Annotated in this window: 24 protein-coding genes and 1 pseudogene; 8 read left to right on the top strand and 17 right to left on the bottom strand. The window is 35.2% G+C overall.

What is annotated here, in order from left to right; genetic code table 11:
• Positions 1-26 precede the first annotated feature (26 nt).
• The 11 genes and pseudogenes from BBF96_RS04725 to pta form a co-directional block, all read right to left on the bottom strand.
• A complete protein-coding gene (locus BBF96_RS04725) occupies positions 27-269 on the bottom strand; it encodes an acyl carrier protein (protein WP_127016080.1) in 243 nt (80 codons plus the stop codon).
• 43 nt (positions 270-312) lie between these two features.
• Positions 313-1,056 (bottom strand): 3-oxoacyl-[acyl-carrier-protein] reductase, encoded by a 744-nt coding sequence (gene fabG, locus BBF96_RS04720; RefSeq protein ID WP_127016079.1) that lies wholly within the window; start codon positions 1,054-1,056, stop codon positions 313-315.
• Positions 1,057-1,080: 24 nt separating this feature from the next.
• The gene (fabD, locus tag BBF96_RS04715) at positions 1,081-2,040 is read right to left on the bottom strand and encodes an ACP S-malonyltransferase (RefSeq protein WP_127016078.1); all 960 of its coding nucleotides are present in this window, start codon (positions 2,038-2,040) and stop codon (positions 1,081-1,083) included.
• A 5-nt stretch (positions 2,041-2,045) separates the two neighbouring features.
• Positions 2,046-3,005, bottom strand: coding sequence for an enoyl-[acyl-carrier-protein] reductase FabK (gene fabK / locus BBF96_RS04710; protein ID WP_127016077.1), 960 nt, complete (start codon positions 3,003-3,005; stop codon positions 2,046-2,048).
• A 41-nt stretch (positions 3,006-3,046) separates the two neighbouring features.
• Positions 3,047-4,042 (bottom strand): beta-ketoacyl-ACP synthase III, encoded by a 996-nt coding sequence (locus BBF96_RS04705; protein WP_418655004.1) that lies wholly within the window; start codon positions 4,040-4,042, stop codon positions 3,047-3,049.
• A 9-nt stretch (positions 4,043-4,051) separates the two neighbouring features.
• Positions 4,052-5,013: pseudogene (gene plsX / locus BBF96_RS04700) on the bottom strand (phosphate acyltransferase PlsX).
• A 35-nt stretch (positions 5,014-5,048) separates the two neighbouring features.
• Positions 5,049-5,627, bottom strand: a complete 579-nt coding sequence (gene fapR, locus BBF96_RS04695) for a transcription factor FapR (RefSeq protein ID WP_236777878.1) — start codon at positions 5,625-5,627, stop codon at positions 5,049-5,051.
• A gap of 420 nt (positions 5,628-6,047) precedes the next feature.
• Positions 6,048-6,221: a 50S ribosomal protein L32 gene (rpmF, locus tag BBF96_RS04690; RefSeq protein ID WP_127016074.1), complete on the bottom strand. Its 174-nt coding sequence runs from the start codon at positions 6,219-6,221 to the stop codon at positions 6,048-6,050.
• 34 nt (positions 6,222-6,255) lie between these two features.
• Positions 6,256-6,750, bottom strand: a complete 495-nt coding sequence (locus BBF96_RS04685; protein ID WP_127016073.1) for a YceD family protein — start codon at positions 6,748-6,750, stop codon at positions 6,256-6,258.
• A gap of 85 nt (positions 6,751-6,835) precedes the next feature.
• On the bottom strand, positions 6,836-8,035 hold the full coding sequence (locus tag BBF96_RS04680; RefSeq protein ID WP_127016072.1) for an acetate/propionate family kinase: 1,200 nt from the start codon (positions 8,033-8,035) through the stop codon (positions 6,836-6,838).
• A 29-nt stretch (positions 8,036-8,064) separates the two neighbouring features.
• The gene (gene pta / locus BBF96_RS04675; protein WP_127016071.1) at positions 8,065-9,060 is read right to left on the bottom strand and encodes a phosphate acetyltransferase; all 996 of its coding nucleotides are present in this window, start codon (positions 9,058-9,060) and stop codon (positions 8,065-8,067) included.
• Between the two features lie 197 nt (positions 9,061-9,257).
• On the opposite strand from pta, the gene BBF96_RS04670 reads away from it, so the two are divergent.
• A complete protein-coding gene (locus tag BBF96_RS04670; RefSeq protein ID WP_127016070.1) occupies positions 9,258-10,547 on the top strand; it encodes a nucleotidyltransferase in 1,290 nt (429 codons plus the stop codon).
• Here the strand turns inward: BBF96_RS04670 and BBF96_RS04665 are convergent.
• From BBF96_RS04665 to BBF96_RS04645, 5 genes are all read right to left on the bottom strand, one after another.
• Entirely contained in the window at positions 10,534-11,442 is a 909-nt protein-coding gene (locus tag BBF96_RS04665; protein WP_127016069.1) for an MBL fold metallo-hydrolase, read from the bottom strand. The two genes, BBF96_RS04670 and BBF96_RS04665, sit on opposite strands and share 14 nt — an antisense overlap.
• A 111-nt stretch (positions 11,443-11,553) precedes the next feature.
• Positions 11,554-12,573 (bottom strand): YlbL family protein, encoded by a 1,020-nt coding sequence (locus tag BBF96_RS04660; RefSeq protein WP_127016068.1) that lies wholly within the window; start codon positions 12,571-12,573, stop codon positions 11,554-11,556.
• 1 nt (position 12,574) lies between these two features.
• Entirely contained in the window at positions 12,575-13,354 is a 780-nt protein-coding gene (locus tag BBF96_RS04655; RefSeq protein ID WP_127016067.1) for a patatin-like phospholipase family protein, read from the bottom strand.
• A 362-nt stretch (positions 13,355-13,716) separates the two neighbouring features.
• Entirely contained in the window at positions 13,717-14,679 is a 963-nt protein-coding gene (locus BBF96_RS04650) for a tetratricopeptide repeat protein (protein ID WP_127016066.1), read from the bottom strand.
• A 370-nt stretch (positions 14,680-15,049) separates the two neighbouring features.
• Positions 15,050-15,781 (bottom strand): class I SAM-dependent methyltransferase, encoded by a 732-nt coding sequence (locus tag BBF96_RS04645; protein ID WP_127016065.1) that lies wholly within the window; start codon positions 15,779-15,781, stop codon positions 15,050-15,052.
• Positions 15,782-16,020: 239 nt separating this feature from the next.
• Here BBF96_RS04645 and BBF96_RS04640 point away from each other — a divergent pair, with 239 nt between their 5' ends.
• The 4 genes from BBF96_RS04640 (at position 16,021) to BBF96_RS04625 (ending at position 20,378) form a co-directional block, all read left to right on the top strand.
• Positions 16,021-18,720, top strand: coding sequence for a calcium-transporting P-type ATPase, PMR1-type (locus tag BBF96_RS04640; protein WP_127016064.1), 2,700 nt, complete (start codon positions 16,021-16,023; stop codon positions 18,718-18,720).
• A 317-nt stretch (positions 18,721-19,037) separates the two neighbouring features.
• Positions 19,038-19,427 carry a carboxymuconolactone decarboxylase family protein gene (locus BBF96_RS04635; RefSeq protein ID WP_164730906.1) on the top strand — a complete coding sequence of 130 codons (390 nt, stop codon included), beginning with the start codon at positions 19,038-19,040 and terminating at the stop codon, positions 19,425-19,427.
• 1 nt (position 19,428) lies between these two features.
• Positions 19,429-20,181: a nitrite/sulfite reductase domain-containing protein gene (locus tag BBF96_RS04630; protein WP_236777914.1), complete on the top strand. Its 753-nt coding sequence runs from the start codon at positions 19,429-19,431 to the stop codon at positions 20,179-20,181.
• Positions 20,181-20,378, top strand: a complete 198-nt coding sequence (locus BBF96_RS04625) for a DUF1858 domain-containing protein (protein ID WP_127016061.1) — start codon at positions 20,181-20,183, stop codon at positions 20,376-20,378. The genes BBF96_RS04630 and BBF96_RS04625 overlap by 1 nt, the downstream gene beginning before the upstream one ends.
• A gap of 218 nt (positions 20,379-20,596) precedes the next feature.
• Here the strand turns inward: BBF96_RS04625 and BBF96_RS04620 are convergent, their stop codons facing one another.
• On the bottom strand, positions 20,597-20,875 hold the full coding sequence (locus BBF96_RS04620; protein WP_164730905.1) for a lyase family protein: 279 nt from the start codon (positions 20,873-20,875) through the stop codon (positions 20,597-20,599).
• Positions 20,876-21,348: 473 nt separating this feature from the next.
• On the opposite strand from BBF96_RS04620, the gene ylbJ reads away from it, so the two are divergent.
• From ylbJ to BBF96_RS04600, 3 genes are all read left to right on the top strand, one after another.
• Positions 21,349-22,590 carry a sporulation integral membrane protein YlbJ gene (gene ylbJ / locus BBF96_RS04615; protein ID WP_127016059.1) on the top strand — a complete coding sequence of 414 codons (1,242 nt, stop codon included), beginning with the start codon at positions 21,349-21,351 and terminating at the stop codon, positions 22,588-22,590.
• Positions 22,591-24,917: 2,327 nt separating this feature from the next.
• Positions 24,918-25,385, top strand: a complete 468-nt coding sequence (locus BBF96_RS04605; protein WP_127016057.1) for a MarR family winged helix-turn-helix transcriptional regulator — start codon at positions 24,918-24,920, stop codon at positions 25,383-25,385.
• Entirely contained in the window at positions 25,372-26,724 is a 1,353-nt protein-coding gene (locus tag BBF96_RS04600) for an MATE family efflux transporter (protein ID WP_127016056.1), read from the top strand. The genes BBF96_RS04605 and BBF96_RS04600 overlap by 14 nt, the downstream gene beginning before the upstream one ends.
• Positions 26,725-26,766 lie beyond the last annotated feature (42 nt).

Raw genomic sequence — 26,766 nt, 5'->3', positions numbered from 1 at the left:
ACTTATGGGGACTTTCTTTATCAGAATTATTCAATATTTTCTTCAATGTAGTCAACAGCATCCTGTACTGTTGAAATGTTTTCTGCTTCCTCGTCAGGAATTTCAATATCAAACTCTTCTTCAAAAGCCATAATTAATTCCACAATATCCAGGGAATCGGCACCTAAATCCTCTAAGAAGGAAGCATCAAGAGTTACTTCTTCAGGTTCAACTCCCAGTTCTTCTACAATAATATCTCTAACAATTTCGAAAATCTTATCCCGATCCATAATTTTTCACCTCCTTTCAAAATATCAGCACAAAACAATTATATTACATCACCATTCCACCATCAACATTAAAAACTTGACCTGTAATGTAATCAGATTTATCAGAGGCTAAAAACAAAGCTAAATCTGCCACATCCTCAGGTTTTCCAAAACGGCCAAGAGGAATAGAACTCAACATTTTTTCTTTAACCTTCTCCGGTAAAGATTCAGTCATCTGAGAGATGATAAATCCAGGTGCTATGGCATTTACCTGTATCCCCCGCGGTCCCAATTCTTTAGCAACGGTTTTGGTAAAACCAATTACCCCTGCCTTGGCAGCAGTATAGTTAGCCTGACCAGGATTACCGATTAATCCGACTACGGAAGTAATATTGATAATTTTACCACTACGCTGTTTTATCATTGCTTTAGCAACAGCTTTGGTACAGAGAAACATACTCTTTAAGTTAACATCCATTACCCGATCCCAATCTTCTTCTTTCATCCGTACCAAGAGAGTATCACGGGTAATTCCTGCATTATTAACCAGAATATCAATTTTCCCAAAATCATTCATAACAGCATCAATAAACTCTTTAACCTGATCAGGATTGGAAACATCAGCCTGGTAAGCTTTAGCTTTATGTCCCATAGCTTGAATCTTTCGAACAATTTCTTCAGCTCCCGCTTTATCTCTATTATAGTTAATAGCTACCTCTGCACCGGCTTTCGCATAAGCTAAAGCAATGGCTGCTCCAATTCCTTTGGAACTACCTGTAACAACAGCTACTTTTCCATTTAGATTCATGCCCTTCCTCCCTTTCCTTAAACGTTATTTAGTCTGCTCCAACTCACTCACATCAATACCAAGTTCCTTTAGAACAGACTCCAGCGATTCAATACTATTGATACTTAAAGCTTTTACTTTCCGATTAATTCGCTTCATCATTTTAGTCAATACATTACCAGGACCAATTTCAATGAAAGTATCAATTCCTTCATTAATCATCTTTTCTACAGAATCCTGCCATTTGACAGCACCACTTACCTGCTTGATGAGGTTTTCTTTTACCTCTGCAGCTGTTTTAGAAGGTTCTGCAGTATAGTTAGCTATAACAGGTACTTTAGGATCTTTAACTTCTACATCAGCTAAAACCTCCGCTAAACCGTCAGAAGCAGGTTGTAAAAGACTGCTATGGAAAGGTCCACTTACTTTTAGTTCAACAACTTTTAAAGCTCCCGCTTCTTTCATCTTTTCACTAGCAGCCCTGACTGCTTCAACTTCACCAGATATTACTACCTCAGCGGGGTTATTATAATTAGCAGGTTCTACAATTCCTTCTGTTTCAGCACAGATCTTTTCAATAGTTTTTCGATCTAACTTAATTATAGCAGCCATAGTTCCCTTACCATAAGGTACTGCTTCAACCATTAACCTGCCCCTTTCCCGGACAGTTTTTACTGCATCTTCAAAGGAAAGGGAACCAGCAGCAACCAGAGCCGAATACTCACCAAGACTATGGCCCGCTACCATATCAGGTTTAATACCAAACTGTTCTAAAACCCGTAAAATAGCTATACTGGTAGTAAGTATTGCTGGTTGGGTATTTTCTGTTTTTTTGAGTTCATCTTCAGGACCATTAAAACAGATTTCACTGATTTTAAAGCCCAATGCCTCATCTGCAGCCTGGAATACTTTTCTAGCTTCTATAAAACGATCATAAAAATCTTTTCCCATTCCCACTTTCTGAGAACCCTGACCTGGAAAAATAAATGCAATTTTTTGACTCATCCATATTAACCCCCTTTGCTAAAAATTTCGCCAGAAGCGAATTGAGATATAATAGTCTTTGCTTCCGTTATAATTTCGTCGATAATCTCCCGAACCGGTTGTATTTTATTAATCATTCCTGCAATCTGACCGGCCATAACACTGCCTTCTTCTACATTACCCTCAACAACAGCAGCACGCAAAGCACCACGTCCCAGTTCTTCGATCTTTTCTTTAGGTGCTCCCTTTCGTTCCAATTCCATCATCTTTCTTGTCAATTTGTTGCGTAAATTACGAACAGGATGACCAGTACTCCGTCCGGTAACTACCGCATCACGATCTTTTGCTTTAATAATCGCTTCTTTATAATTAGGATGTGCAGTACACTCATCAGAACAGATAAAACGGGTCCCAATCTGAACTCCCTCGGCACCCAGGGCAAAGGAAGCTACCAGACCGCGTCCATCTGCTATCCCACCTGCAGCAATTACAGGTATTTTTACAGCATCTACCACCTGAGGTACAAGTACAAAAGTGCTTAATTCACCAATATGTCCTCCAGCTTCTGTACCTTCAGCAATAATTGCATCTACATCAAGTCTTTCCATTCGTTTTGCCAAAGAAACAGATGGTACTACTGGGATAATCTTGCATCCAGCACTTTTCAACTTAGAAATATATTTTGCCGGGTTTCCTGCACCAGTAGTAATCACTGGTACCCGTTCTTCTATAATTACCTCTATTACCTCATCGACAAATGGTGATAGAAGCATCACATTAACTCCAAAAGGTTTATCAGTAATGCTTTTTACTTTTTTGATTTCATTCCGTATTACGTCAGCCGGAGCATTACCTGCACCTATAATGCCCAAACCTCCGGCATTAGACACAGCACCAGCTAATTCACCAGTAGCAACCCAAGCCATGCCTCCTTGAATTATCGGGTACTTAATTCCAAGAATGTCACAAATCCTTGTATGTAGCATAGTCACATTACTCCTTTATCTAAATTGTTTTTAAACTATATTTACTTGCTCCATTCAATAACAGCCGAAGCCCAGGTGAGCCCAGCACCAAAACCAACTAAAACAATTTTATCTCCTTTTTTAAACATCCCATCCTGATATGCTTCATCAAGAGCAATAGGTATAGATGCACTTGAAGTATTTCCGTATTTAGGTAAATTAACATATACTTTTTCAGATGGTAACTTTAATCGCTTTGCTGCTGCATCAATAATCCGAAGATTAGCCTGATGAGGTATCATAAAATCTATATCTTCAGGTTTAAGCCCTGCATTCTTTAAAGCCTTTAAAGCTGCTTTGCTCATGATTTTTACAGCAAATTTAAAAACCTGGTTCCCTTCCATATGTATATAATGAGCATCTTCTTCAACTGAAGCAACACTGGCAGGACGTCTAGATCCACCAGCCGGCATTTTCAAATACTTACCCCCAGAACCATCACTTCCAAGATGAAACCCCAGAATTCCACCTGTTTCAACAGGTTCTACCACTGCAGCACCCGCTCCATCACCGAATAGAACACAGGTAGAACGATCTTTCCAATTGGTAATTTTGGAAAGAGTTTCAGCACCGATTACTAAAACTTTCTTATAGGTTCCAACTTGCACAAATTGACTGGCTATGCAGAGAGCATAAACAAATCCAGAACATCCAGTTTCCATATCAAATGCAGCCGCATTTTTCGCACCCAAACGATCCTGTATCAAACAAGCAGTAGCAGGAAAAAGATAATCTGGAGTTACGGTAGCACAAATAATCAAGTCCAGCTCTTCGGGATTAACCCCAGCATCCTCAAGAGCACGTTTAGCTGCATCGTAAGCAATATCGGAAGTGGCTTGATCATCCCTGACAACACGACGTTCTTGAATACCTGTACGAGTACGAATCCATTCATCAGAAGTGTCAACAATCTTTTCTAGATCGAAGTTTGTAATTACTTTCTCAGGTAGATACGAACCAATTCCGGTAATACCTGCTCTAATCCTGGTCATTTTCATCTCTCCTTCTCAGATGTTCTCTTCGATCTCCTTAACAATATTATTAATTAAAGATTCACGCGCAACCCGGATAGCATTTCGAATGGCCCAGGCATTAGAACTGCCGTGGCTGATAATAACAATTCCAGATATTCCAAGAAGCGGGGCACCGCCATATTCGGTATAATCCATCCGCTTTTTAAGCCTTTTTAAGGCAGGTTCCATGAGCTTACCGCCAAACATAGTTAAAAAGCCTTTCTTAGCCTCTTCTTTTAAAATCGTCTTAAAGGCAGAAACTACACCTTCAGCGGTTTTTAAAACAACATTACCCACAAACCCATCACAAACTACAACATCAACTTCACCATTAAAAATATCCCGCCCTCTACATAACCTATAAAATTGATAGATTGCTCTTTTAAAAGTGGATAGGTCTCTTTGGATAACTTGTTACCCTTTTTTTCCTCTTCACCATTATTTAAAAGGCCAATTCGGGGATTTTCTTTTTTTAACACTCTCTCTGCATATATTTTACCCATTAATGCAAATTGAACTAGCTCCTTAGGATCACAGTCTACATTTGCGCCAACATCTAAAACTACCGTCTGATCTTTTATATTAGGAAAAACAGTAGCGATGGCTGGTCGATGAATTCCTTTAATAGGGCGGATTTTCAAAACTCCAGCGGACATACAAGCACCGGTATTTCCAGCAGAAACAAAAGCATCTGCTTCACCTTTTTTTACCAGTGTGGCACCTATTACAATAGAAGAATCTCTCTTGCGTCGAATAGCAGTAGCAGGGGCGTCATTCATTTCAATAACTTCTGAACAATGGACAATTGAAATTCTATCATCAGGATATTCGTAATTGGATAATTCTTCTTTAATTAAATCTTCTTTTCCGGTCAAAATTATATGTATGTCCTTAAAATCTTTTACTGCCTGTACGGCACCTGCAATAGGTTCTTTGGGTGCAAAATCCCCCCCCATTGCATCCAGAACAATTCTCATACACTTCACTCTCCCTAATTTTCTTTTAAAAATTTGTGATTATCCAAAGCATAAACAATAAACTTCCCTTTAAAAACAAGTTGATCACCAACATGAGTATACACCCGAACAAAAAAACGATGATTTTTAGATCTAACTACATGAGCTTTTGCCACTAGCCTATCCCCTAGACGAACTGGACGAATAAATTTAATGTGGGAAAAACCAGTCATAGCTACATTGGCATCTATAATTGCTACTGCCAAAGAATTAGCATGGGCAAATATATAATGTCCACGAACTATATCCTTTCCCTTAAAGGTCATTTCTGGCTGGGGTGTAAAAATAGATTTTCCATTTTTATTAAGATTAACTTCAACCAGATCACCTATAACATCTACATCACGCATAGATTTGATTTTAGAATATGCTTCTTTTGCCAATTTACGAGTTCGCTTTCGAACCTCAGGGATTCTGAGCTCCATTCGATCCAATCTTATTGTCTGGATACTGACATTAAACATATTTGCTAATTCCTGATCAGTCTTAAAGGGATCTTCTTCTATAGCCTTAACCAGCGCTTTATGACGTTCTTTCTTTGATAGTTTTTTCATCCCCATTACCACCTTATATTAAGACCTGCTACTAATATAAGATACTAATATTATATACTAATCCCTGGCAAGTTGCAAGTACGTAAGGGTACTTTTTTCCTTTTATATCTTTTTCCCAATCCTACTTATTCTTATTCATATATGGTTAAACTGCAAAGAGCTAATTTTCGCTCCAGAAAAAATTTTTCGAATCATCTAAAGTTCAATTTCAGTCGAAATAAGGCCTCATTACATTTTATGATGAGGCCTTATTTCGACTGAAATCTCACTAAGATGGTTTAACGAAAAATTTCTATGTGGCTCAAAATTAGCTTTTTGCAGTTTTTAATCATATACAAAAAAAAACAAGATAAAGTGAGCTCACTCTATCTTGTTTATAAAACTTTTGTCATGCTATCATGCTATATTATTAAATTATTTTTAGCTAGATACAACTTCTCTTCCTTTATAATAGCCACACTCTTTACAAACCCGATGCGGAATTTTTGGAGCATGACATTGTGGACATTCCACCAGGTTAGGAGCAAACAATTTCCAATGAGTCCGTCTTTTTCTCTTCCGGGCTTTAGAAACTTTCCGCTTAGGTACAGCCACTACTAACACCTCCTCTATCTAACTATAGAATATTTTAATCTTCCTTATTATTTTTATCTTTTTGGAATAACTCTTTTAATTTGACGAGGCGTGGATCAATTATATGACGATCACACCCGCATTCTTTTATATTTAAATTTTGGCCACATTTAAGGCAAAGTCCTTTACATTCTTCATTACACAATGTTTTTATTGGAATCTCAAGTATGAGATGTTCGCGAATCGTTGGAGTAAGATCAATGTAATTTTCATTTTCCATTTCATCTTTTGGAATCTCATCTGAAATTCCTACATCGAAAGGATAATCAAATTTTTCTAGACATCGGTTACATTCAGCAACACCTTTACCGGAAATACGCCCGGTGACTAAATAATCGTCACCGGAGTTGGTAATCTGCACATTAAGATGTAATGGTTCTCTAAATTCAATATTACGGCCGCGTAATTTTAAATCATCAATTTTAAAATCTTCATCAACTTGCTTTACAGCGCCCAGGTCATATTTAATTTCACTTATATCAATTTTCATTACATCACCTCAATATACAGCCAAACTTAATTATATAAAGTCATTAGTAATTTGTCAAGATTTTTTGAGGAAGGGAATTAAGTAATTAGAGTTTTTCAACAATCTCTTTTGTATCCCGGGCAATAACAAGTTCTTCATTAGTAGGAATAACATATACCTTAACTTTAGAGTCGTCAGTAGAGATTAATGCCTCTTTACCCCGAACATTATTTCTTTCAGGATCCAGTTTGCATCCCAAAAATTCCAGACCTTCCAGTATACCTGCACGAGTACTTATGGAGTTTTCTCCAATACCAGCAGTGAAAACAATAGCATCCAGACCGCCCATAGCTGCAGCATATGCACCGATATATTTCTTGACCCGATAGTTGAAAATCTCTAGAGCCCTTTGTGCCCTTTCATTACCATTGCTAGCTGCCTCTTCTACATCACGGGAATCATTACTGATTCCGGATACACCTAAAAGGCCACTCTTCTTGTTTAAAAGATTATCAATATCTGCAGGAGTCATATTTTCTTTATTCATCAGAAAAGGAATAATTGCTGGATCTAAATCACCGGAACGAGTACCCATCAAAAGTCCTTCCAGTGGTGTAAAGCCCATACTGGTATCCACAGATTTTCCACCATCAATTGCTGTAACACTAGCTCCATTACCAAGATGGCAAGTAATGATCTTGGCTTTTTCATAAGGAATGCCCATCAGTTCACATACCCGTTTTGATACATAACGGTGAGAAGTTCCATGGAAACCGTATCGACGAATACCATACTTCTCATAATATTCATAAGGAATGCCATACAGATATGCATGTGGTTTCATAGTTTGATGGAAAGCAGTATCAAATACGCCAACCTGTGGAACACCTGGCATCAATTTTTCACAAACTTTAATTCCGGCAATGTTTGGTGGATTGTGAAGTGGTGCTAACTCTATATTAGCTTCCAGTGCTCGCATTACTTCTTCATTTATAAGTACTGAATCTGCAAAAGCTTCCCCACCATGAACTACACGATGACCTACAGCATTAATTTCTGACATATCTTTTATTACACCATGCTCATCATGTAAGAGGGCATCAATGACCATCTGAATTGCTTTATGGTGATCGGGAATTTCAGCTTCAATTTTAACTTTGGGCTTATCTCCTGGCTTATGCTCAAGATAAGAATTATCAATACCAATCCGTTGAACCAGACCTTTCGCTAAAACAGTCTCATCCTCCATGTTAAATAATTGATATTTTAAAGATGAACTACCACAGTTTAAAACTAAAACTTTCATGATTAACCTCTCCTTTCACTTTTCATTAATTACTGATTTTGAGCCTGTACAGCTGTAATAGCTGTCAGATTAACCACATCATCTACACTACAACCTCTGGACAGATCGTTAACCGGTTTTGCCATTCCTTGTAGTATTGGCCCTATGGCGTCAGCTTTAGCAAGCCGTTGTACCAGTTTATAACCAATATTTCCAGCCTGTAAATCAGGGAAAACCAATACATTAGCCTGTCCAGCAATAGCACTCTCAGGTGCTTTCCTTTTTCCAATCTCCGGAACGATAGCTGCATCTGCTTGCAATTCTCCATCAATCTGAAACTCTGGGGCCATCTCTTTAGCAATCCGGGTAGCTTCCTGAACTTTTTCAACCAACTCATGAGAAGCACTACCTTTAGTGGAAAAAGAAAGTAAAGCCACACGAGGTTCAATATTGGCCAGAGCTTTGGCAGTTCTTGCTGAACTAACAGCAATTTCAGCCAACTGGCGAGCGTCTGGGTTTGGATTAACTGCACAATCAGCAAATACCATTAATCCTTCGGGCATCAGTTCATGTTTTAAGACCATGAAAAAAGCCCCTGATACCACAGAGATCCCAGGTGCTGTTTTAATGATCTGAAAAGCTGGACGTAGTACATCTCCAGTTGTATTAATTGCACCTGCTACAGATCCATCTGCATCCCCCATTTTGACCATCATTGCAGAATAATAAAGAACATCCTTCATCTGTTCTACTGCCTGCTCTTTTGTTATTCCTTTATGCTTTCTAAGTTCATAATATTTCTGACCATAAGCTTCAAGTTTACTTGATCTTTCTGGATCAATGATTTCTACTTCAGAGAGATCTACTCCTGTATCACGGGCAACCTGCTCAATTTCTTCCTTTTTGCCCAACAGAGTAATTTTTGCCAGTCCTTCCTTGGTAATTTGTTCAGCTGCTTTGACAATTCGTGCTTCGTTTCCTTCAGGTAACACGATTCGTTGAACGTTTGATTTTGCAGCATTTTTAATCTTTTCCATCAACTGCATCAATTAAACCTCCCCCGTGTTAATGTCCACTAATACCATTACTACATTTGGCGGAAAATCCCTGCCTTAAACCGATAGTTTTCTTTATTTTATATATTCTACCTCTTCAAAATATTTATTCTTTTCATGAAAAAAAGGATAAAAAAATCTCAGATAGAAAATTTTATAGGTGAACAATCCCACAAGGAGGTTGGAAAATGAAGATTCTTGGCATAATTGCTGAATATAATCCTTTTCACAACGGACATCAATATCATTTAAAAGAATCAAAAACTCTGATACAGGCAGATGGTGTTGTATGTGTGCTAAGCAGTAATTTTTTACAGCGCGGAGAGCCAGCCTTAGTGGATAAATGGGAACGAACTAAAATGGCCTTAGCCGGTGGGGCTGATTTGGTTATCGAATTACCTATGCCTTATGCTTTAAGGAGTGCTGAATTTTTTGCATATGGTGCTGTATCGTTATTGAATGCTACCGGGGTTGTGGATTATATATCTTTTGGTTCGGAAGCTGGAAATTTAAATAAATTAAATCAGATTGCCAGAATTCTGGCTAATGAACCTGAAGAATTTACCAGATTACTTGGCAATCATTTATCTAAAGGGCTTTCTTATCCTGATGCCCGTACCCGGGCTTTGATTGATTATTTTAAACAAACAGATACCGAAATTTCTTTAGATCAAAATGAAGTTAAATTTTTAACTTCTAATCCCAATAATATTTTGGGGCTGGAATATTTAAAGGCCATTCATCGTCTGGAAAGCAAACTAATCCCTATTACTATTCCCCGAAAGGGTGCTGGATACCATGATAAAAAAATTGAAGGAGAAATTGCCAGCGCCACCGCAATTCGTAAGATTTTATCGGAAAAGTGGAGGAATGGTGATGAACTTTTAGATAAAGAAATTCTTAAAACAATGCCAGAAAGCAGCTGTAATATTTTACGATCTGCCTTCTCAAAAGGAAAAGGCCCCATCTTTATTGATGATTTTTCACTACAAATTCTAACCCTTTTACGACGAGCAAAAACTGAAGAGATCGCAAATCTTTTTGATGTTCGAGGTGGATTGGAGAATAGAATAAAAGAAGCTGCAGAACAGGCAACCTCGATTCACGATCTTATTGAACGGATTAAAACTAAACGTTACACCTGGACCCGGATTCAACGCATCCTTTTTCACTTCTTACTAAACTTGACCAGTTTAGAATGTGAGTATTTTGATCAATTGGGTGGTCCCCAATATATCCGGGTATTGGGTTTTACCCCAAGGGGCCAGCATATTCTAGCCAAAATGAAAAACTTAGCTCGATTACCAATCATTACAAGAGTAGCCAGTTATTATAATCGCCCAGAAACACCTGAACCGATAAACCGAATGCTGGAATTAGAAATATTAACTACAAACCTCTATTCTCTCGCTATGCCCAATCCAGTTTATCGTAGAAGCAATAGAGATTTACTGGAAAAGATTATCATCTGGAAATAAATATTAATTGACCATCCCTGACCTCTATATTCAACATTTCTTCAGATTCAAGATAACTTAAATAAGCGGAAACTGCTGAAAAAGTCAAAAAATATTGTGAGACTGTCTCATTAATCTTATATCTTTCGATAATATGTGCCACTACCTCTTCCCGGGTATGTGGCTTTTTTATTATTTCCTGAATAATCTCTACTGTTTCATGAATAGCCTGCAAATTCTTCTGAATTACATTTTGCGGCTTTGCATAGGGCTTCCCATGTCCTGGAATGAAATTTTGATACTCCCCCTCCATTGCTAATTTTTTAAGCTGTTTAAGTGACTTTAAAGCTCCTTCAAGACTAAAATGATATAACAGTCGATATTTTTCTATAACTTCTTCAGGGAAGAAGGTATCAGCGGTGAGAATGATCTTATCTGGAGCAATTAGCCCAATCTGTCCTGGTGTATGTCCCTGTAAATCTAATACCTGCCACTTTTCTCCAAAAAAACATAAATCTTCTCCCGGGGTTATTAATTGATCTACCTGAATTGCTTTACCTAAAAGAAACTTATTTTTTAAATCTGAAAGAGGTTCAGCCCCATAAAGATAAAAAGGTTCATATTCGGGATTCTCTACCACGGACCTGGTCAGTGATGAAGCCATGATCTTAATTTCAGGATAATATTTTTTTAATTGTGCTGCCCCTCCAAAATGGTCAGCATGGGCATGGGTTATGATCAACACTTCTGGAACTACTCCTATATTTTCAAGTTCTTTATAAATCATTCTTCCAATACGATCATCGATTCCTGCATCAATTAAAATTCCCCGATCAGAATTGATATAAAGTATAACCTTACCTGGAAAATCAAAATAAAATAGTTTTTCTGTAATCTGTTTTAAAATTATTATCACCTCATTTCCTTACAGAGTTTGAATTGATCAAGCTCTTTGTATGTATTGCAAAGAAATAAGCCGCTTTAGAATTTTTCGCATTTAATTCCTAGCGACTTTTTAACCATTCTTTTATTGTTCTGTAAGCTTTTTAAGAAAGTTAAGGGCATCGTCAATAGTTTCAACCTTAACAACTTTCACACTGGTTGCGGCTGCTTTAGCTTCCTCATAATTCCCAAGTGGTACAAAAAAATAATCTACTCCTCTAGCTTCAGCAGCCATAACTTTCTGTACTACACCACTAATAGTACCAACACGACCTTCCAGATCTATGGTACCAGTTCCCGCAATTTTATAACCCTTGGTTATATCTTCAGGATGGAGCTGGTTTATTATTTCTAAAGCAAACATTGTTCCAGCTGAAGGGCCAATAATATTTTCAGTAGAGATGTCTATATCCAATGGAAATGAGTATTCCCGATTATGAGTCATTATATATATTCCGACTGAAGCTTTGCCCGGATTTTCTTTCAATTCTATCGTTTTAACCTCAAAATTTAAAAGCTCTTCATTTCGTTTTACCTGCAACTTAACTATATCTCCAATTTCATGCCTTTGAATCAACTGGACTGCTTCTGACGCTAGACTAACAGGTTCACCATCAATAGCCACGATAATATCTCCCTTTTCTAAAATTTCCCTGGCATTACTATTTTCCATAATCTCAACAACTTCAGCTCCATGACCGCGAATATCTGTCTCATAGCCCATTTTACGCAAAGCGACTACTTTTGCAAACATTTGACTCTCTACCATCATATCTTCCATAATCTTAATATACTGTTCCATATCCATTTCTGGTGGTAAAGTTAACTCTTTAGGAGTCAATTCTATTCCTTTTGGTTTGACCAAAGTTATGTAAATATAATTGAAAAGACTGGCCTGTTTTGAAGTAACAGCTGTTAGATAAAAGGCCCCTTTTGCATCTTTTTTTCCTTTTTCGACAGTAATAATCTTATCAAGTGGTAAAGCCAAACCGGGAGCTGTAATAAAATAATTTACCTTTATGAAATTGGATAGTACAATAAAAATCAGTACCAGTACCAGAATAATAGTAATTGTGTTTAATTTTTTTTCAGTCCCGAAACTCACCCTAATCCACTCCTGTCATTTTCTTTATTTCAGGAAGCATATTTCGTGCTGCATCAATTCCTGCCTGAATAATCTCTTCTGCATAATTCAAATCCATTGCTGGAAGGTGATTAACTGCGGGTTGAATAAGAATATCTGCATCTGTCCAACGTTCTCGACTAATTTCCCTCAACATTATATCACTGGATTGAATTAAAATTTCAAAAATATTACTTAATTTTGAATAACCAATATTAAAACCTACATCTACAGCAATAACAACATCTGCTCCCATATCTTTAACGACACCAATAGGGATCCTATCAGTAATAGCACCGTCTACTAAAAGACGACCATCCTTTTTAAAAGGTACATATATTCCAGGAATAGATGTACTGGCCCTGATAGCTTCAGCTACAGAACCAGAATTAATCAAAACCCGTTCACCCCTCTCTATATCTGTAGCTACAGCAGTAAAAGGTATTTTTAATTGATCAAATGTTTTATCCTGCGTCAAAAAACGCAAAAATTCCAATAATTTATTTCCGGCTACTAGACCACGCCGTGGAATCGTAATGTCTGTAATGTGTTCCCATCTAATATTTAGTGCTAATTGTTTTAAGTATTTTAATTCCAGCCCCAGAGCATACAAACCACCAACCAGACTTCCTGCACTCGTTCCGGCAATCATATCAATAGGAATTCCTTCTTTTTCAAATACTTCAATAACTCCAAGATGAGCTAGCCCACGAACTGCCCCGGAACTTAAGGCTAACCCTATTTTTGGTCTTCCTTCTTCCAAAGTAATGGTCACCTCTTCATTTTTATTTTATTTATATTCAACATAATACCGTGCCATACCCTTTAATATTATCATAACACTATCCCTTTAATAATCATCTTACAGGATTTTAGGGCAAATTACAAGGTATTACCAAGCTTTAATTTTAAATTTCTTTTGTAAAAAAAATCAACTTAAAAAAGAAAAAGGACCCAGAGAAATCTGGATCCTTTGAGTATCAATTTTTATTTCAATTATTGTTAGGTCAAAATATTATACTTTAATGCAATTATAACCGCGATCTCTTCTGGTCCTCAATTCAACAGGTCAATTAATCTTGGCCAGATTGGACCGCTCTTCACCCCATCCATTTACACTCCTTTCTATTTGAGCATTTTAAAGTAAGATCTGGCTTCTGCCAGATAATCTATTGATCGTTCAGGATCAACATCTTTATAAATATTGGCTAATTCATGATAAATATCAGCAATTTCGGCTATAATTTCTCTATCTTTCAATTCATTTAGAGCAAGTTTAAAGAAAAAGATTGCAGTATCATATTCTTTTAATACCTTGTAATAAAGAGCTTTAACAAAAAAGTTCCGTGCAAATTCCGCCTGATTTTTTGATCCAACATTTGCTAAAATAATGGAAGCTTTGTCAATATATTCACTGGCTTTATCTAAATTTCCTAGACGAATATAAACTTTTGCTATTTCATTATATGTATATGGTAAAGTTTCTTTTATATGAAATCGTAAAACTTCAAAAAATCTTAATAGAGCTTTTTGATAATAACCTTTTTCATAGTACACCATTCCTATGTTATGTAAAATCATAGAAATATCCCTTTTATCGATCTCTTTTTGCTTTAATGCTTTTTCATAGTAAAAAAGTGCAGTATTATACTTATCTTCTTGATGGAGATAACGTGCCTGGTGATAATAAACAAGGCCCAGGCCTGCAAAGGCTTTAAATTGAGCTTTATTGTTAGGAATCTTAATCAAATGTTGATATTCTACAATTGCATCTTCGTATTTACCAATTTGCGCCAGAGAAATAGCGCGAATCTCATAAAAATCAATTAGATCATTTTCATCCATCTGGTCGATATATTTTGCTAATCGATTACAATGTTTTAAAGCACGTTTATAATCACCTTTATGATAATAGCTATCCGCACGTTTTATCATTAATTTAAGAAGATAATTTTCCTTTTTTAATAGTCTGGCATAGGCGATAGCTTCTGAAAGTATTTCAATACAGTCATCATATTTACCAAGCTTAAAAAAATTTAAGCCTTCTTCAATTACTTCATTAAAACGCTTCTCCATCAAGGAAATCAATCGATCTCACCTCTTTACTTAGATTTATAATTTCAATTAGATTATTCGTCCTTAATTAAAAATTTAAATATTTAGAAAAGTTTCATTATTAATTAAACTTTCAACTACTTCCAGTATATTGTATTGATATACTTAAAAAACACATAATATATTAATTCGCGATGTTTTATAATTTAATTAGAAATTCCCTCATATAACATAATCTTTATTATTTAATATATTCTCTCTTAAATCCAAAACTCCTGCTAATAATATTGAATAATCTTATTTTTTTCCAATTTATAATTGATTTATTATTTTTCTATATATTACTATATACAATAAATTATAGGAGAAACTTCAGATGTAATAACAAAAAACCCGAAAAATATTACTCCTTTCGGGCTACCCCAACCAATGCTACTGAATTTTTCGGGTCAAAATCTGTTTCTCGAAAGTTACCAAAATATTCTATATTAGTAAACCCGATAGAATTCATTATTTTATTAATTTCACTTTTACGCAATGGATATAGGCAAATGCCATGATTAAATTCTTTTTTGTCCTTCAAAACCAGCCGTGTTCTGAAGTGAATCAAATTATTTTTCTTATCATAATCATAATAACGAAATAATTTTAAACCTTTCCTATCATTTTTTATCAGAGGAAGTTCTTTTATTCCTTTGTCCAGAATCCGGTCATAGTTAACTATCTGAAAAATAAAAATTCCTCCTGGATTTAAAAGTTCATAAACCTGTTGTAAAAATTCCTTTATTTCCTGTACTGTATTAAGGTGAACGATAGTATTTCCAAAGCAAATCATTCCGTCAAAAGGTTGGTGATATAATGCTTTAAGTTTTCGCATATCTCCTATTTGAAAATTTGGTGGAATATTTTCCTTTTTTGAATTCTCTTTAGCTTTTTCTATCATCTCCTTACTTAAATCCGTTCCATAAGCTTCATAGCCACGTCTGGCTAGAGCGATAACCAGTTCTCCAGTACCACACCCGATATCCAGAATTTTACTATACTTAGGTAGATATTTTTCTATCAGATTAATTTTATCTTCAGTTAATGGAAAAATATCTGCATAATAGCTACTCAAATCTTCATAAAACTTCATAATATATCACTCCTTTTTTAATAAGTTATTTAAAATGATTAAAGGAAGATCTAATACAGCCAGCGTTTATAGCTCATCTTTATATATTTCTTTAACGATGTTTTAGCTCTAATTATATTAATTATAACATAATTTACATTGATATCTACTTACCTTTAATTTTCTGCTTTAAAAATCTTTTTTATTATATAATTTGGTTATAATATTTTAAGACAGGAGAAAAAGGAGGTTGAAAAGAGTTGAAATGGTACCAGCTTGAAGCAACTGAGGTAGCAAAAAAGTTAAATACTGATTTAAAAAAAGGACTATCAAAGGAGCTGGTCCAAAAAAGACTTGAAGAATATGGGTATAATGAACTCGTCGAAAAAGAAGGGCCAACTCTGTGGGAGATGTTTATAAACCAGTTCAAAGATTTTCTTGTCTTGATTCTTATTGCAGCCAGTATTATCTCTATTTTTATTGGTGAGGTTACTGATGCAATCGCTATTTTAATTATTATAATCTTAAACGCGGTCTTGGGAGTCTCCCAGGAAAGACGTGCTAACCTGGCTCTTGAAGCTTTAAAAAAAATGTCAGCGCCTAAAGCAAAAGTAATTCGCGATGGACAAACCCTGGAAATCCCATCACGAGAACTGGTACCGGGAGATCTGGTCATCCTTGAAACAGGAGATTATGTTCCAGCAGATGTCCGTTTATTTGAAAGTGTTAACTTAAAAATTGATGAAGCATCATTAACCGGTGAATCTGTCCCGGTTGAAAAAACTTCTGATGAAATACTGGATGGAGAAGTTTCTATTAGTGACCGTAGCAATCTGGGATTTATGAGTACTGTTGTCACATATGGGCGCGGAAAAGGGATTGTTATCAACACCGGCATGCAAACCGAAATTGGCCAAATTGCTGAGATGTTAGAATCTTATGAAGAAGAAGAAACACCTCTTCAGAAAAAACTAGCTGAATTTGGTAAATTTTTGGGATATATTGCTCTGGTAATTGTAGGTATAGTTTTTATCCTGGGGTTGATTCGTAGAGTACCCGCACTCTACATGTTTATGACCTCCATCAGCTTAGCTGTAGCAGCCATTCCAGAAGGATTACCTGCCATTGTAACAATCGTATTGGCCTTGGGCATGAAGCGGATGATTCATCGTCATGCTATTATAAAACGGCTGCATGCAGTAGAGTCATTAGGTAGTGTGACCACCATTTGTTCTGATAAAACCGGTACTTTAACAAAAAATGAAATGACAGTAGTAGAACTTTATACTGGACATAAAACTTACACAGTTACAGGTAAAGGCTATGCTCCAGTAGGGGAGTTTTTTTTTAATGAAGATAAAATTAATCCAAAAGAAGATCCTAACCTGTCACTCCTTTTAAAGATTGGTGCTTTAAATAATGATGCAAAAATGGAAAAAGATCATGAATATGTCTGGAAGTTACTGGGTGATCCGACAGAGGGTTCGCTATTAGTTGTTGCCATGAAAGGTGGGCTAATATTAGAACAATTGCATGAATGTTATCCACGGATTCAGGAAATTCCTTTTGATTCTGAAAGAAAACGTATGACCACCTTTCATAAAAACTTTGAAAAGAATAAATTTTACGCCTTTGTAAAAGGAGCACCTGATGTAACCCTGGCCCTATGTACAAAAATTTATAAGCATGGAACTATCTCTCCGATCACCGAGGATGATAAAAAAGATATTATGCAGGCCAACTCAAAAATGGCTAAAAAATCTCTTAGAGTACTGGCTTTTGCCTTTAAAGAGATAGATAGTATTCCAGAAGATCCTTCTCCAGATAAATTTGAAAAAGATTTAGTCTTTGTTGGGTTAATGGGGATGATTGATCCGGCACGTCCTGAAGCAATTAGAGCTATCAAAATTTGTAAATCTGCAGGAATACGTCCGGTAATGATTACCGGAGACTATAAAGATACGGCTGTTGCCATTGCCAAAGAGTTGGGTATCATAAAAAACCAATCATCCGCTATGACAGGTTCAGAATTGGATAAAGTAAGTGATGAAGAATTAGCGAAAGCTGTAAAACATATAAGTGTTTTTGCACGTGTATCACCTCAACATAAGGTAAAGATAGTTGAAGCTTTAAAAACCAACGGTGAAATAGTCGCTATGACCGGTGATGGTGTCAATGATGCTCCAGCTTTAAAACGCGCAGATATCGGGGTGGCTATGGGCATTACCGGTACAGATGTAGCTAAGGAGACTGCAGAAATGATTTTGACAGATGATAATTTTGCCAGTATTGTGGCTGCGGTAGAAGAAGGGCGAGTAATTTATAGCAATATTCGAAAATTTATCTTCTTCCTTCTCTCATGTAATGTAGCGGAAATCTTAATTATTTTTTTTGCCATGCTCATTGGTTGGCCAATTCCTTTAGAGCCAATTCAAATTCTCTGGCTGAATCTGGTTACAGATGCTTTCCCGGCTCTGGCATTAGGAATGGAGCCTGCAGAGCCTAATATTATGAAAGAACCGCCACGTGACCCAAAAGAGTCAATCATTAACAAACGGATGCAGTGGGAAATTATCGTTCAGAGTATAGCCATGGCTGCAGCAGTATTAGGAGTTTTTAAAGTAGCATTGAATATTTATAACAATAATATTTACATTGCCAGAAACTTTGCCTTTGTAACTTTGATTGTAAGCGAATTATTCCGATCTTATACTGCCCGGTCTGAAGAGCTCTCAATCTTTAGATTGGGAATCTTTAGTAACAAATACGTTGTTGGCGGTACTCTTTTTTCCTTCTTTTTGATATTACTGGTAATGTATGTTCCTTTCTTCCGACCTATTTTTGGAACTATTAGGTTTAATACCAATCAATGGCTGTTTACTCTTAGCTTCTCCTTAATTCCAGCAGTAGTAGCGGAAATTACAAAAGTATTTTTAAGGATGATGAAACATTATTCATAATCAACAAAAGTATAATTTTCTTAGCACATTAATAATTTGACAAATTTAATAGGTTTAGTTACAAATATTTCATCCACCAGTGTCGCATTTGTAAAGACCAGGAACATACAATCAGCCAGCTCAAACAAATCATCATTAGCTTTTAAAGAACCTGATTATTCAAAAGTAACATATTCCTGGTTTTTAAAATTGTGATAAAAATTAATTCAAACTGTGATATTTCTCAATGTACCTCTCCTTTTTCATTGATAAAATAAAGTTGAAAATATATTTTAATTAATTTTTTTGGGTATATTAATATGAGGGAGGTTCTGAACATGAGCAACAGCAAAAAACCTGAACGGAATTTGCGAAAAGAATTTGAAAAAGATATGGGATTTACCCCTCCAGGAATAATAGTTGCAGAAAAATTAGGTCTTGATATACAGCAGCTTCTTGCCGACTATCATCATCTTATATGGCAGGATAAGGTAATTCCCTTAAAATACAAATATTTAATCGCTCTTGCATCGGCAATCTTTGATGATCATAAAGCACGTACTATGCTGGAGTTAAAGAAAGCTGTAGCAAATGGTGCAACCAGAGAGGAAGTGTTGGAAGTTTTACGCCAAATTGTCTGGCTGAAAGGTGCACCGATACTGGTAAAGTTGGCTCCCGTTATCAGATATCTTGATAAACATTTACCAGAGGAGACGATTGGTGATTAAAATGAAAAAAATTCCATTAGGTGCAAATAAACAGGTTAATCCAGAAATCTTTGCTATTACCCCATATATTCCAGGGGGATTGATGAACGCATCAAAGTTAAAAAAAATCGCTGAAGTAGCTGAAAAATATAATCTTACCGTTAAAATTACTTCAGGTCAGCAAATTGCATTAATTGGTCTTAAAGCTGACAAAGTGGAACAAGCATGGAAAGATTTAGGCATGAAACCCGAATCCATAACCGGTCTCACCTGCCGTGGTGTACGGTTTTGCCCTGGAAATACTTTTTGTAAAAGAGCACGTCAGGAGACAATTAAATTGGGTAAAAAACTGGATACAAGATGGCGTGGAACAAAAACTCCAGCTAAAATGAAAATATCTATTAGCGGTTGTCATCTTTCCTGTACTGCCCCAGCAATTCGAGATATTGGAATTATCGGAACTGACGATGGTTATAATATTCTTGTTGGAGGAAGTGGGGCACATGACGCTCGGATAGCCTGGACTTTGATCAAAAACCGCACTGCTGAAGAAGTTGAAGTTATCTTTGAAGCTATTATGAAATTTTATATGGAAAATGCAAAAATAACTGAGCGAGTGGGAAATTTGATTAAAAGAATAGGAATCGAAAAATTCCGTAGAAAAGTTTTTAATTTGGTAGACAATAAATATCTTCAATATCGTCCAACTACTGTTAAATATGAATATATGGAAGATGATGATCAATTATGTGGAATTAAAAAGGAGGAATCCTGATGAAAATTACTAAAGAGATGACCATTGCAGAAGTTCTAAGGAAGTATCCCGAAACTATACCCATTTTTCAGCAATTTGGAATGCACTGTTTAGGTTGCCCAACTGCTACAGGTGAGTCCATTAAACAGGCAGCAAATGTTCATGGATATGATATTGATGAATTGGTCAAAGAATTAAACAAGGCTGTAGAAAAATAATCAACAAGACCCGTAGGTATAGTCCTGCGGGTCTTGTTTTTTTAATTGATTTTTATAACTGCTAATCACAATTTTATGTATTACTTAGACTCCGGTTTTCATCTATTACTTTATCTTATTCAATGCATCGACCAGAGCCAAAAGATCTGATATAAACCTGCTAAGATTAAAAGCCATATATAGAAAGAACCCGCAACTACTAAGAGATAATCAACATCTCAAACTGCCTTATAAGTATTAATGACAATCCCATTAAATGGTGAGCTAAAATAGTTTAAAATAGTTGGCTGAGCCCGTTGATTGTATGTATAGTCCGGCATTACAGTATCGTTATTTTCTCTGGAACTCTGAAGTAATACTTCAAAGTTACAAATCCATTCCATTAATTGAAGAACTCTTTCGCTTAAAGCCATGCAGTAAAGAGTGATATCTATATCATTTCTACTTCTTCCAATATGCAGATCACCCGCAATCTCTCTTCCAATTATATCTTCCAACTTACCTTCTATCAAGAAAAAATCTTATTATTTTAGAAAAATAATTTCTTCCGCTTTCTTTAATCCCATTAATATGGTAATTTGACTAATTCTTTACTCTTATTTAATCGTTAGAGCATGGGCAGAATGAAATGGGTATCAACTTATCAAAGAAGATTCTTTTTCATAACCAAGGAAATGAAATAATAAGATTTCACTCTGATATAAATATAAGCTTTTTCTAAAATATTTTCTTCCATAATTATATTCTCCTGATACTCTATCCCTTAAAACCTGAATGCGATTAAATCCCTTATCTATTAATAATTTTTTGTAAAACAAATTTCATCTAAAATTATAAATAGTTCAATAAAATTAAGTAAAGGATTTTTAACAAAGATATTTTTCTTTTATGTCTTTTTGAAGCATAATCATAATCTTTTAAAAATATCTATACTATAGTCACTGAATTTTAAGATAGGGGGAAAATGTTCATGAAATTAACGATGCAACAAAGACAATGGGTAACATTGGCATTAATCACTGTACTTATTACCATTTGCATGGTAATTTATTCGGAAAAGGCCTTTGATGCTGCTGTTGAAGGTTTAAAAATCTGGTGGGAGATTGTTTTCCCGGCTTTACTTCCTTTCTTTATATTAGCTGAACTACTAATGGGGCTGGGTGTGGTTCATGCAATGGGAGCTCTGCTAGAACCATTGATGCGTCCCGTTTTCAGGGTACCTGGTGTAGGTGCTTTTGCTATGGCCATGGGGCTTGCTTCCGGATACCCAATCGGCGCAAAAATTACAGGCCAGTTGAGACGTAAAAAACTCTGTAGCAGAATCGAGGGTGAACGATTATTGGCATTTACAAATACAGCAGATCCTCTATTCATGATTGGTGCAGTCGCAGTAGGTATGTTTAAAGAACCTGCTATTGGATATGCTATAGCAGGAGCGCATTATGTCTCAAGCCTTTGTTTGGGAATAATTATGCGTTTTTATGGACGAAAACAGGAAAAAGAAGAAACTATAAAAGAAACTGCACCCAGAAGGAATAATATTCTAAAACAGGCTTTTTATGCTCTTTTAGAAGCCAGGAAAAATGATGGGCGCTCCCTTGGGCAGTTATTGGGTGATTCCATACGTGATTCAGTGAATACTCTTCTTTTGATTGGTGGATTTATTATACTCTTTTCTGTAATTACCGAAATTCTCACTGCTGTAGGTATTGTAACAATTATGACTAAAATAATAATGTTCATTCTTGCTCCCTTTGGTATTGTAGAATCTATGATTTTACCTATTATCGGCGGTTTATTTGAAATTACCAATGGAGCAGACTTAGCTGCTAAAGCAGCTGCACCTCTTTTTCAACGTGTTATGATTTGTAGTGGAATTATTGCATGGTCAGGTTTTTCAGTCCATGCTCAGGTTGCTACTATGATTAATGGAACTGATATAAGAATTATCCCTTATATTCTGGCTAGAGTAATACATGCTATCCTGGCAGCATTATCCACATTCCTCTTTTTAAGTCCTGCTACAAATGTTTTAGCACCTGTTCATTTACCGATTTACTTTAATAAATTCCCTTATTCCCCTGGATTTCTGAATAGGTTCGGTTATCTTTTTAACAGGTTCCTTCTAATATTGGGAATAATGTTAGCAATTTCATTAATTTTGGCAATAATCCAACGAATTCAAATAATAACCTTTCACTACAAAGAATAAACATTTAATTAATGGCCTCCCAATTGGGGCCATTTATTTGTCTCTGGCCAATTTTATAATTTAACTTATTAGACCTACCAACTTTTCTACACTGGAAACGACAGGACCCCCTAGATTCTTTGTTACTTCTCTCTCTTCATGGCAAGTTTTCTTATCCAGGCAAACCCTGAAATCTTTCATTAACGATTTCTTTGTTATGGGTGAGTGACTAACCCTTGCACAGTAAAAACAGGCGTCATTTAAATTTTGGATATCTATATTTTGCTCAAGCAATTTACAATTTTCAGTTATCTTAACAACAGAGAAGTACGAAGATAAACTTTATTGCAAACACTTCCTCTTCTCTTACCATCGGGTAGTTAGGTCCACTTTATTGCATTAGCTGGATCTTATTTCATCTTGATAAAAGTTTCGGGCTTATCTTGGCGAACTAACAAGAGTGAGATAGCCAACGCAAATGTGGACAAAACCCCTTGTGGTGATCTCATGTTAACTGAAATTCTGTAGAACAATACGTATTCAAAAAAAAATACTACATCCTCAACTTACCCGTAAATACTAGCGAGTGGTATTCGGCATGGTACTCAAAATTTAAATTTAAAATATTTATTTTGTATTGCATAATTGAAATTCTTTCAATTTATTTAAAAAACTTAAAAATAGAATATGTGCTTCCGGCACATATAGTAAGATATGTTAATGTTTTATATATTAACTTCATTTGAAAAATATTTAGCTTAAATATAACAAAGTAAGGCAAAATAAAAACTAATACTAAAATAGCAAGGAACAGATCCTTTTTTTTATAATAGAGTAAATCGTAAGAAATGCTATTAATGCTATCCATACATCCATAAAATATCACCTTTCAATTTTAGTTCTAACTTCTAACTTATGAGCTGCTTTTTAAAATTTGCGAATTTTTTTATGTTATATAATTCTAATCTCCTTCTGGTTTTTTTAAGTAAATGTTCAACTCATTATGAATAATGTTTTGATCAGGCCAGATGTCCTCTCTAAAAAGTGTTAAAAATGCTTCCGCATCACTTTCTAAATTCTTTATGCTACCTCTTCTCATATTGGAAGGCTTTCCGACAATTAAAATAAATACATATTCTGTTTTTTCTTCAAATAAATTTTGTTGCTTTAACTTTAAGTTCAAAATTTAAACAAATATTTCAATATTTCTATCATCTATTGTTTTATAGGAAGTACTGACAAGATCAAATTCTCGCCAGACCATATTAGTTACTGGTAATCTAAAATTTTTCTTAAGTTTTGAAAGGTCATTTTGGGGTACACATTTACATGCATTAACTATAAAGTCTCCTAAACTTATTATACCAATTTCTTATTATATAATCTATCAGTTTATCTTCTCTTTTGATCATAATCATCCTCTCCTTGTTTATTAAATATTACCTACAGGCTTTTTATTATTTTCCTGAAAGGCTAACCCATGGTACCTAACAAGATTTATCTGTTATAAAATCTAATAATTCAAATAAATTAAAATCTTTATTAATTAAGTTGGTTTTAAATATCTATCGACTTTATCGGCTTATCACCATCAACTTGTTATGAGAATATTTCAAAAAAAAAAGACAAGCTAATAATTCAAAATCTTCAGGAAGATCAGTCCTAGTTATTCCTTAACAAATAAAAGGGTAAAAGTTCCTGCTGAACAGAAAGTTTATAGATTTTGCAAAGAACTAAATATCCTTAAAATCACAGCGTAAAATTAAAAAGAAACATCCCTGGAGATTAGCAAAAAGAGATGAGATAAATTCATCAAACCAATTCTAGGAAATGAATATAAAATATAGTTACATTAGTTCAAAATTCCGCTCTTCATAAAATTATATGCCCATTTTACTTATTAAGTATAAAAAATAGTTTTATTTCAAAAAATCCCTTTCAATTAGTTTAAAAACAATATTTCTAAAATAATATTTTGTTAACTTCTTTAAAATTTTTGCATCATTGACTTCTTATTCATAAAATCTATAAAAAACAAAATGGCAGTTACTACTGTCTGTAATAAATCATAACATAAAAATAATAATTAAAAACAGACCCCAACCAGCCCCATATAAATCCTTCAGTTCATAAAATTCTGCAAAATATGATGAACTTTCCGGCCAAGCTCCTGGAATTCCACTCTCGTCAATCGCTCAAATCTAAATAAAATTAAATCCAATTCCTCTCAATCTTTTTGTAATTAAAACCCTTGACAAAACTAAATAAAAAATATAAACTAAAATAGTTAGAAATCTAATATTTGTTTTTCTAACTACCCAGACAAAGTTTAGAAAGGAAGGTGGAAAATGGATTACTTTAATTTAATACTAAAAATGTTAAAGACTTTTCATCTATTACATCAAAATCTATTGAGTGACTTTAAAAACATAGATTTTGATACAAATCTCAATAAAACCCAACGACGAGTTTTGATGTTTTTATACTGTGATGGAAAAAATACCATGACCTCTCTCTGTAAAAAAACAGAACTTCAACGAGGTAGTATGACTTCAGTCATCGATAGTTTAGAAGAATTAGGCCTTGTTCAACGAACTCGCAGTAAAGATGACCGGCGACAATTCTTTATTTCTTTAACGCAAAAAGGAGTACAGACAGCAGAAAAATTAAAAGAAACCATGAACCTATACCTCAAAAGAAAGTTAGAATATCTCACAGATGACGAACTTCAACTTTTCATTCAAGCATTGGATCAATTATGGCAACTTAACAAAAAAATAGGAAAAATAGAAGGTGATACTTATGAACAAGCGTAAATATGAATTGGGACACGAAAAGATTAGTAAACTTCTATTCAAGTATTCAACACCAGCAATGATCGGAATGATAGTAAATGCTCTTTATAACATGGTAGATACCATTTTTATTGGGAGAGGAGCAGGTACATTAGCTATTGCAGGTCTTGCTATATCGTTCCCCATCCAGATGCTTATCATGGCTGTTGCCCAAACAGTAGGAATTGGCTCCGCATCACTTATTTCACGTAGTTTAGGAGCCGGAGATCATAGAAAAGCTGAGCGAGTCGCTGGAACATCTTTTTCAACAGTAGGAATATTAGGAATACTTATGACTATTTTCGGTTTAATCTTTTTAACACCTCTGTTACGGCTTTTTGGAGCCACAGATACTATTCTTCCTTATTCCATTGACTATCTCTCAGTAATTCTTTTGGGGAGTTTCTTCTTTGTCTTTGCTGTCTCCTCAAACAATTTAGTTCGTTCTGAAGGAAATGCCAAAACTGCAATGTTTTCAATGATCATTGGAACCGGACTCAATATCATTTTAGACCCTGTTTTTATTTTTGGTTTTAACATGGGAATTAAAGGTGCTGCAATTGCTACAGTTATTTCTCAAATTAGTTCTTTTATCTACCTTGTGATTTACTTTTTAAGTGGAAAGAGTATATTAAAAATTAGACGTAAAGATTTAATACCCGATCTGAATCTTTTACCTGAAATTTTTAGTATTGGAATTTCTTCCTTTGTTCGTACAGTGGCAGGTAGTATATTTGCTATTGTGATCAATAATTCCATTGCCTATTATGGAAGTGATCTCCATATTGCAGTCCTGGGAGTTGCTAATCGTGTACTGGCATTTATGCTGATGCCCCTCTTTGGAATTATTCAAGGGCTTCAACCCATTATTGGCTTCAATTATGGTGCAAAAAATATGATGCGAGTCAAGGAAGGACTAAAACTGGCAATTGGTGCAGCTACTGCCTTATCTACTTTTGGTTTTTTGATATTGATTATTTTTACCGAACCTATTGTAAGAATCTTTAACAATGATCCAAATTTGATTCAAGAAGGAGTCCCAATCATCCGGATTCTAATTTTACTCTTACCTGTGATCGGTTTTCAAGTTGTAGGTGCTAGTCTTTTTCAGGCTATTGGCAAGGCAAAACCCGCTTTGTTTCTTTCTATGTCTAGACAAATCCTCTTTTTAATCCCACTGATTCTGATTTTACCTCAATTCTTTAAATTAGCAGGAATCTGGTATGCTTTTCCTTTGGCGGATCTACTCTCCACCGTGGTAACTCTGCTCTGGGTAGCTAAGGAAGTTCAGATAATGAATCAACAAATAAAAACTGCTTAATAATAAAGCCTGCTTTCCACTGTGAAAGCAGGCTCTTTACGT

This window comes from Anoxybacter fermentans (assembly GCF_003991135.1).
GTDB classification, from domain to species: domain Bacteria; phylum Bacillota; class Halanaerobiia; order DY22613; family DY22613; genus Anoxybacter; species Anoxybacter fermentans.
This window is presented reverse-complemented; position numbering and strand designations above follow the sequence as displayed.

What these genes read in the sequence shown, in the direction of transcription:
- BBF96_RS04725 (WP_127016080.1), bottom strand. Translation starts at nt 269, where the DNA reads ATGGATCGGGATAAGATTTTCGAAATTGTTAGAGATATTATTGTAGAA.
- fabG (WP_127016079.1), bottom strand. Translation starts at nt 1,056, where the DNA reads ATGAATCTAAATGGAAAAGTAGCTGTTGTTACAGGTAGTTCCAAAGGA.
- fabD (WP_127016078.1), bottom strand. Translation starts at nt 2,040, where the DNA reads ATGAGTCAAAAAATTGCATTTATTTTTCCAGGTCAGGGTTCTCAGAAA.
- fabK (WP_127016077.1), bottom strand. Translation starts at nt 3,005, where the DNA reads ATGCTACATACAAGGATTTGTGACATTCTTGGAATTAAGTACCCGATA.
- BBF96_RS04705 (WP_418655004.1), bottom strand. Translation starts at nt 4,042, where the DNA reads ATGAAAATGACCAGGATTAGAGCAGGTATTACCGGAATTGGTTCGTAT.
- fapR (WP_236777878.1), bottom strand. Translation starts at nt 5,627, where the DNA reads ATGAAAAAACTATCAAAGAAAGAACGTCATAAAGCGCTGGTTAAGGCT.
- BBF96_RS04685 (WP_127016073.1), bottom strand. Translation starts at nt 6,750, where the DNA reads ATGAAAATTGATATAAGTGAAATTAAATATGACCTGGGCGCTGTAAAG.
- BBF96_RS04680 (WP_127016072.1), bottom strand. Translation starts at nt 8,035, where the DNA reads ATGAAAGTTTTAGTTTTAAACTGTGGTAGTTCATCTTTAAAATATCAA.
- pta (WP_127016071.1), bottom strand. Translation starts at nt 9,060, where the DNA reads ATGCAGTTGATGGAAAAGATTAAAAATGCTGCAAAATCAAACGTTCAA.
- BBF96_RS04670 (WP_127016070.1), top strand. Translation starts at nt 9,258, where the DNA reads ATGAAGATTCTTGGCATAATTGCTGAATATAATCCTTTTCACAACGGA.
- BBF96_RS04645 (WP_127016065.1), bottom strand. Translation starts at nt 15,781, where the DNA reads ATGAAGTTTTATGAAGATTTGAGTAGCTATTATGCAGATATTTTTCCA.
- BBF96_RS04635 (WP_164730906.1), top strand. Translation starts at nt 19,038, where the DNA reads ATGAGCAACAGCAAAAAACCTGAACGGAATTTGCGAAAAGAATTTGAA.
- BBF96_RS04630 (WP_236777914.1), top strand. Translation starts at nt 19,429, where the DNA reads ATGAAAAAAATTCCATTAGGTGCAAATAAACAGGTTAATCCAGAAATC.
- BBF96_RS04625 (WP_127016061.1), top strand. Translation starts at nt 20,181, where the DNA reads ATGAAAATTACTAAAGAGATGACCATTGCAGAAGTTCTAAGGAAGTAT.
- ylbJ (WP_127016059.1), top strand. Translation starts at nt 21,349, where the DNA reads ATGAAATTAACGATGCAACAAAGACAATGGGTAACATTGGCATTAATC.
- BBF96_RS04605 (WP_127016057.1), top strand. Translation starts at nt 24,918, where the DNA reads ATGGATTACTTTAATTTAATACTAAAAATGTTAAAGACTTTTCATCTA.
- BBF96_RS04600 (WP_127016056.1), top strand. Translation starts at nt 25,372, where the DNA reads ATGAACAAGCGTAAATATGAATTGGGACACGAAAAGATTAGTAAACTT.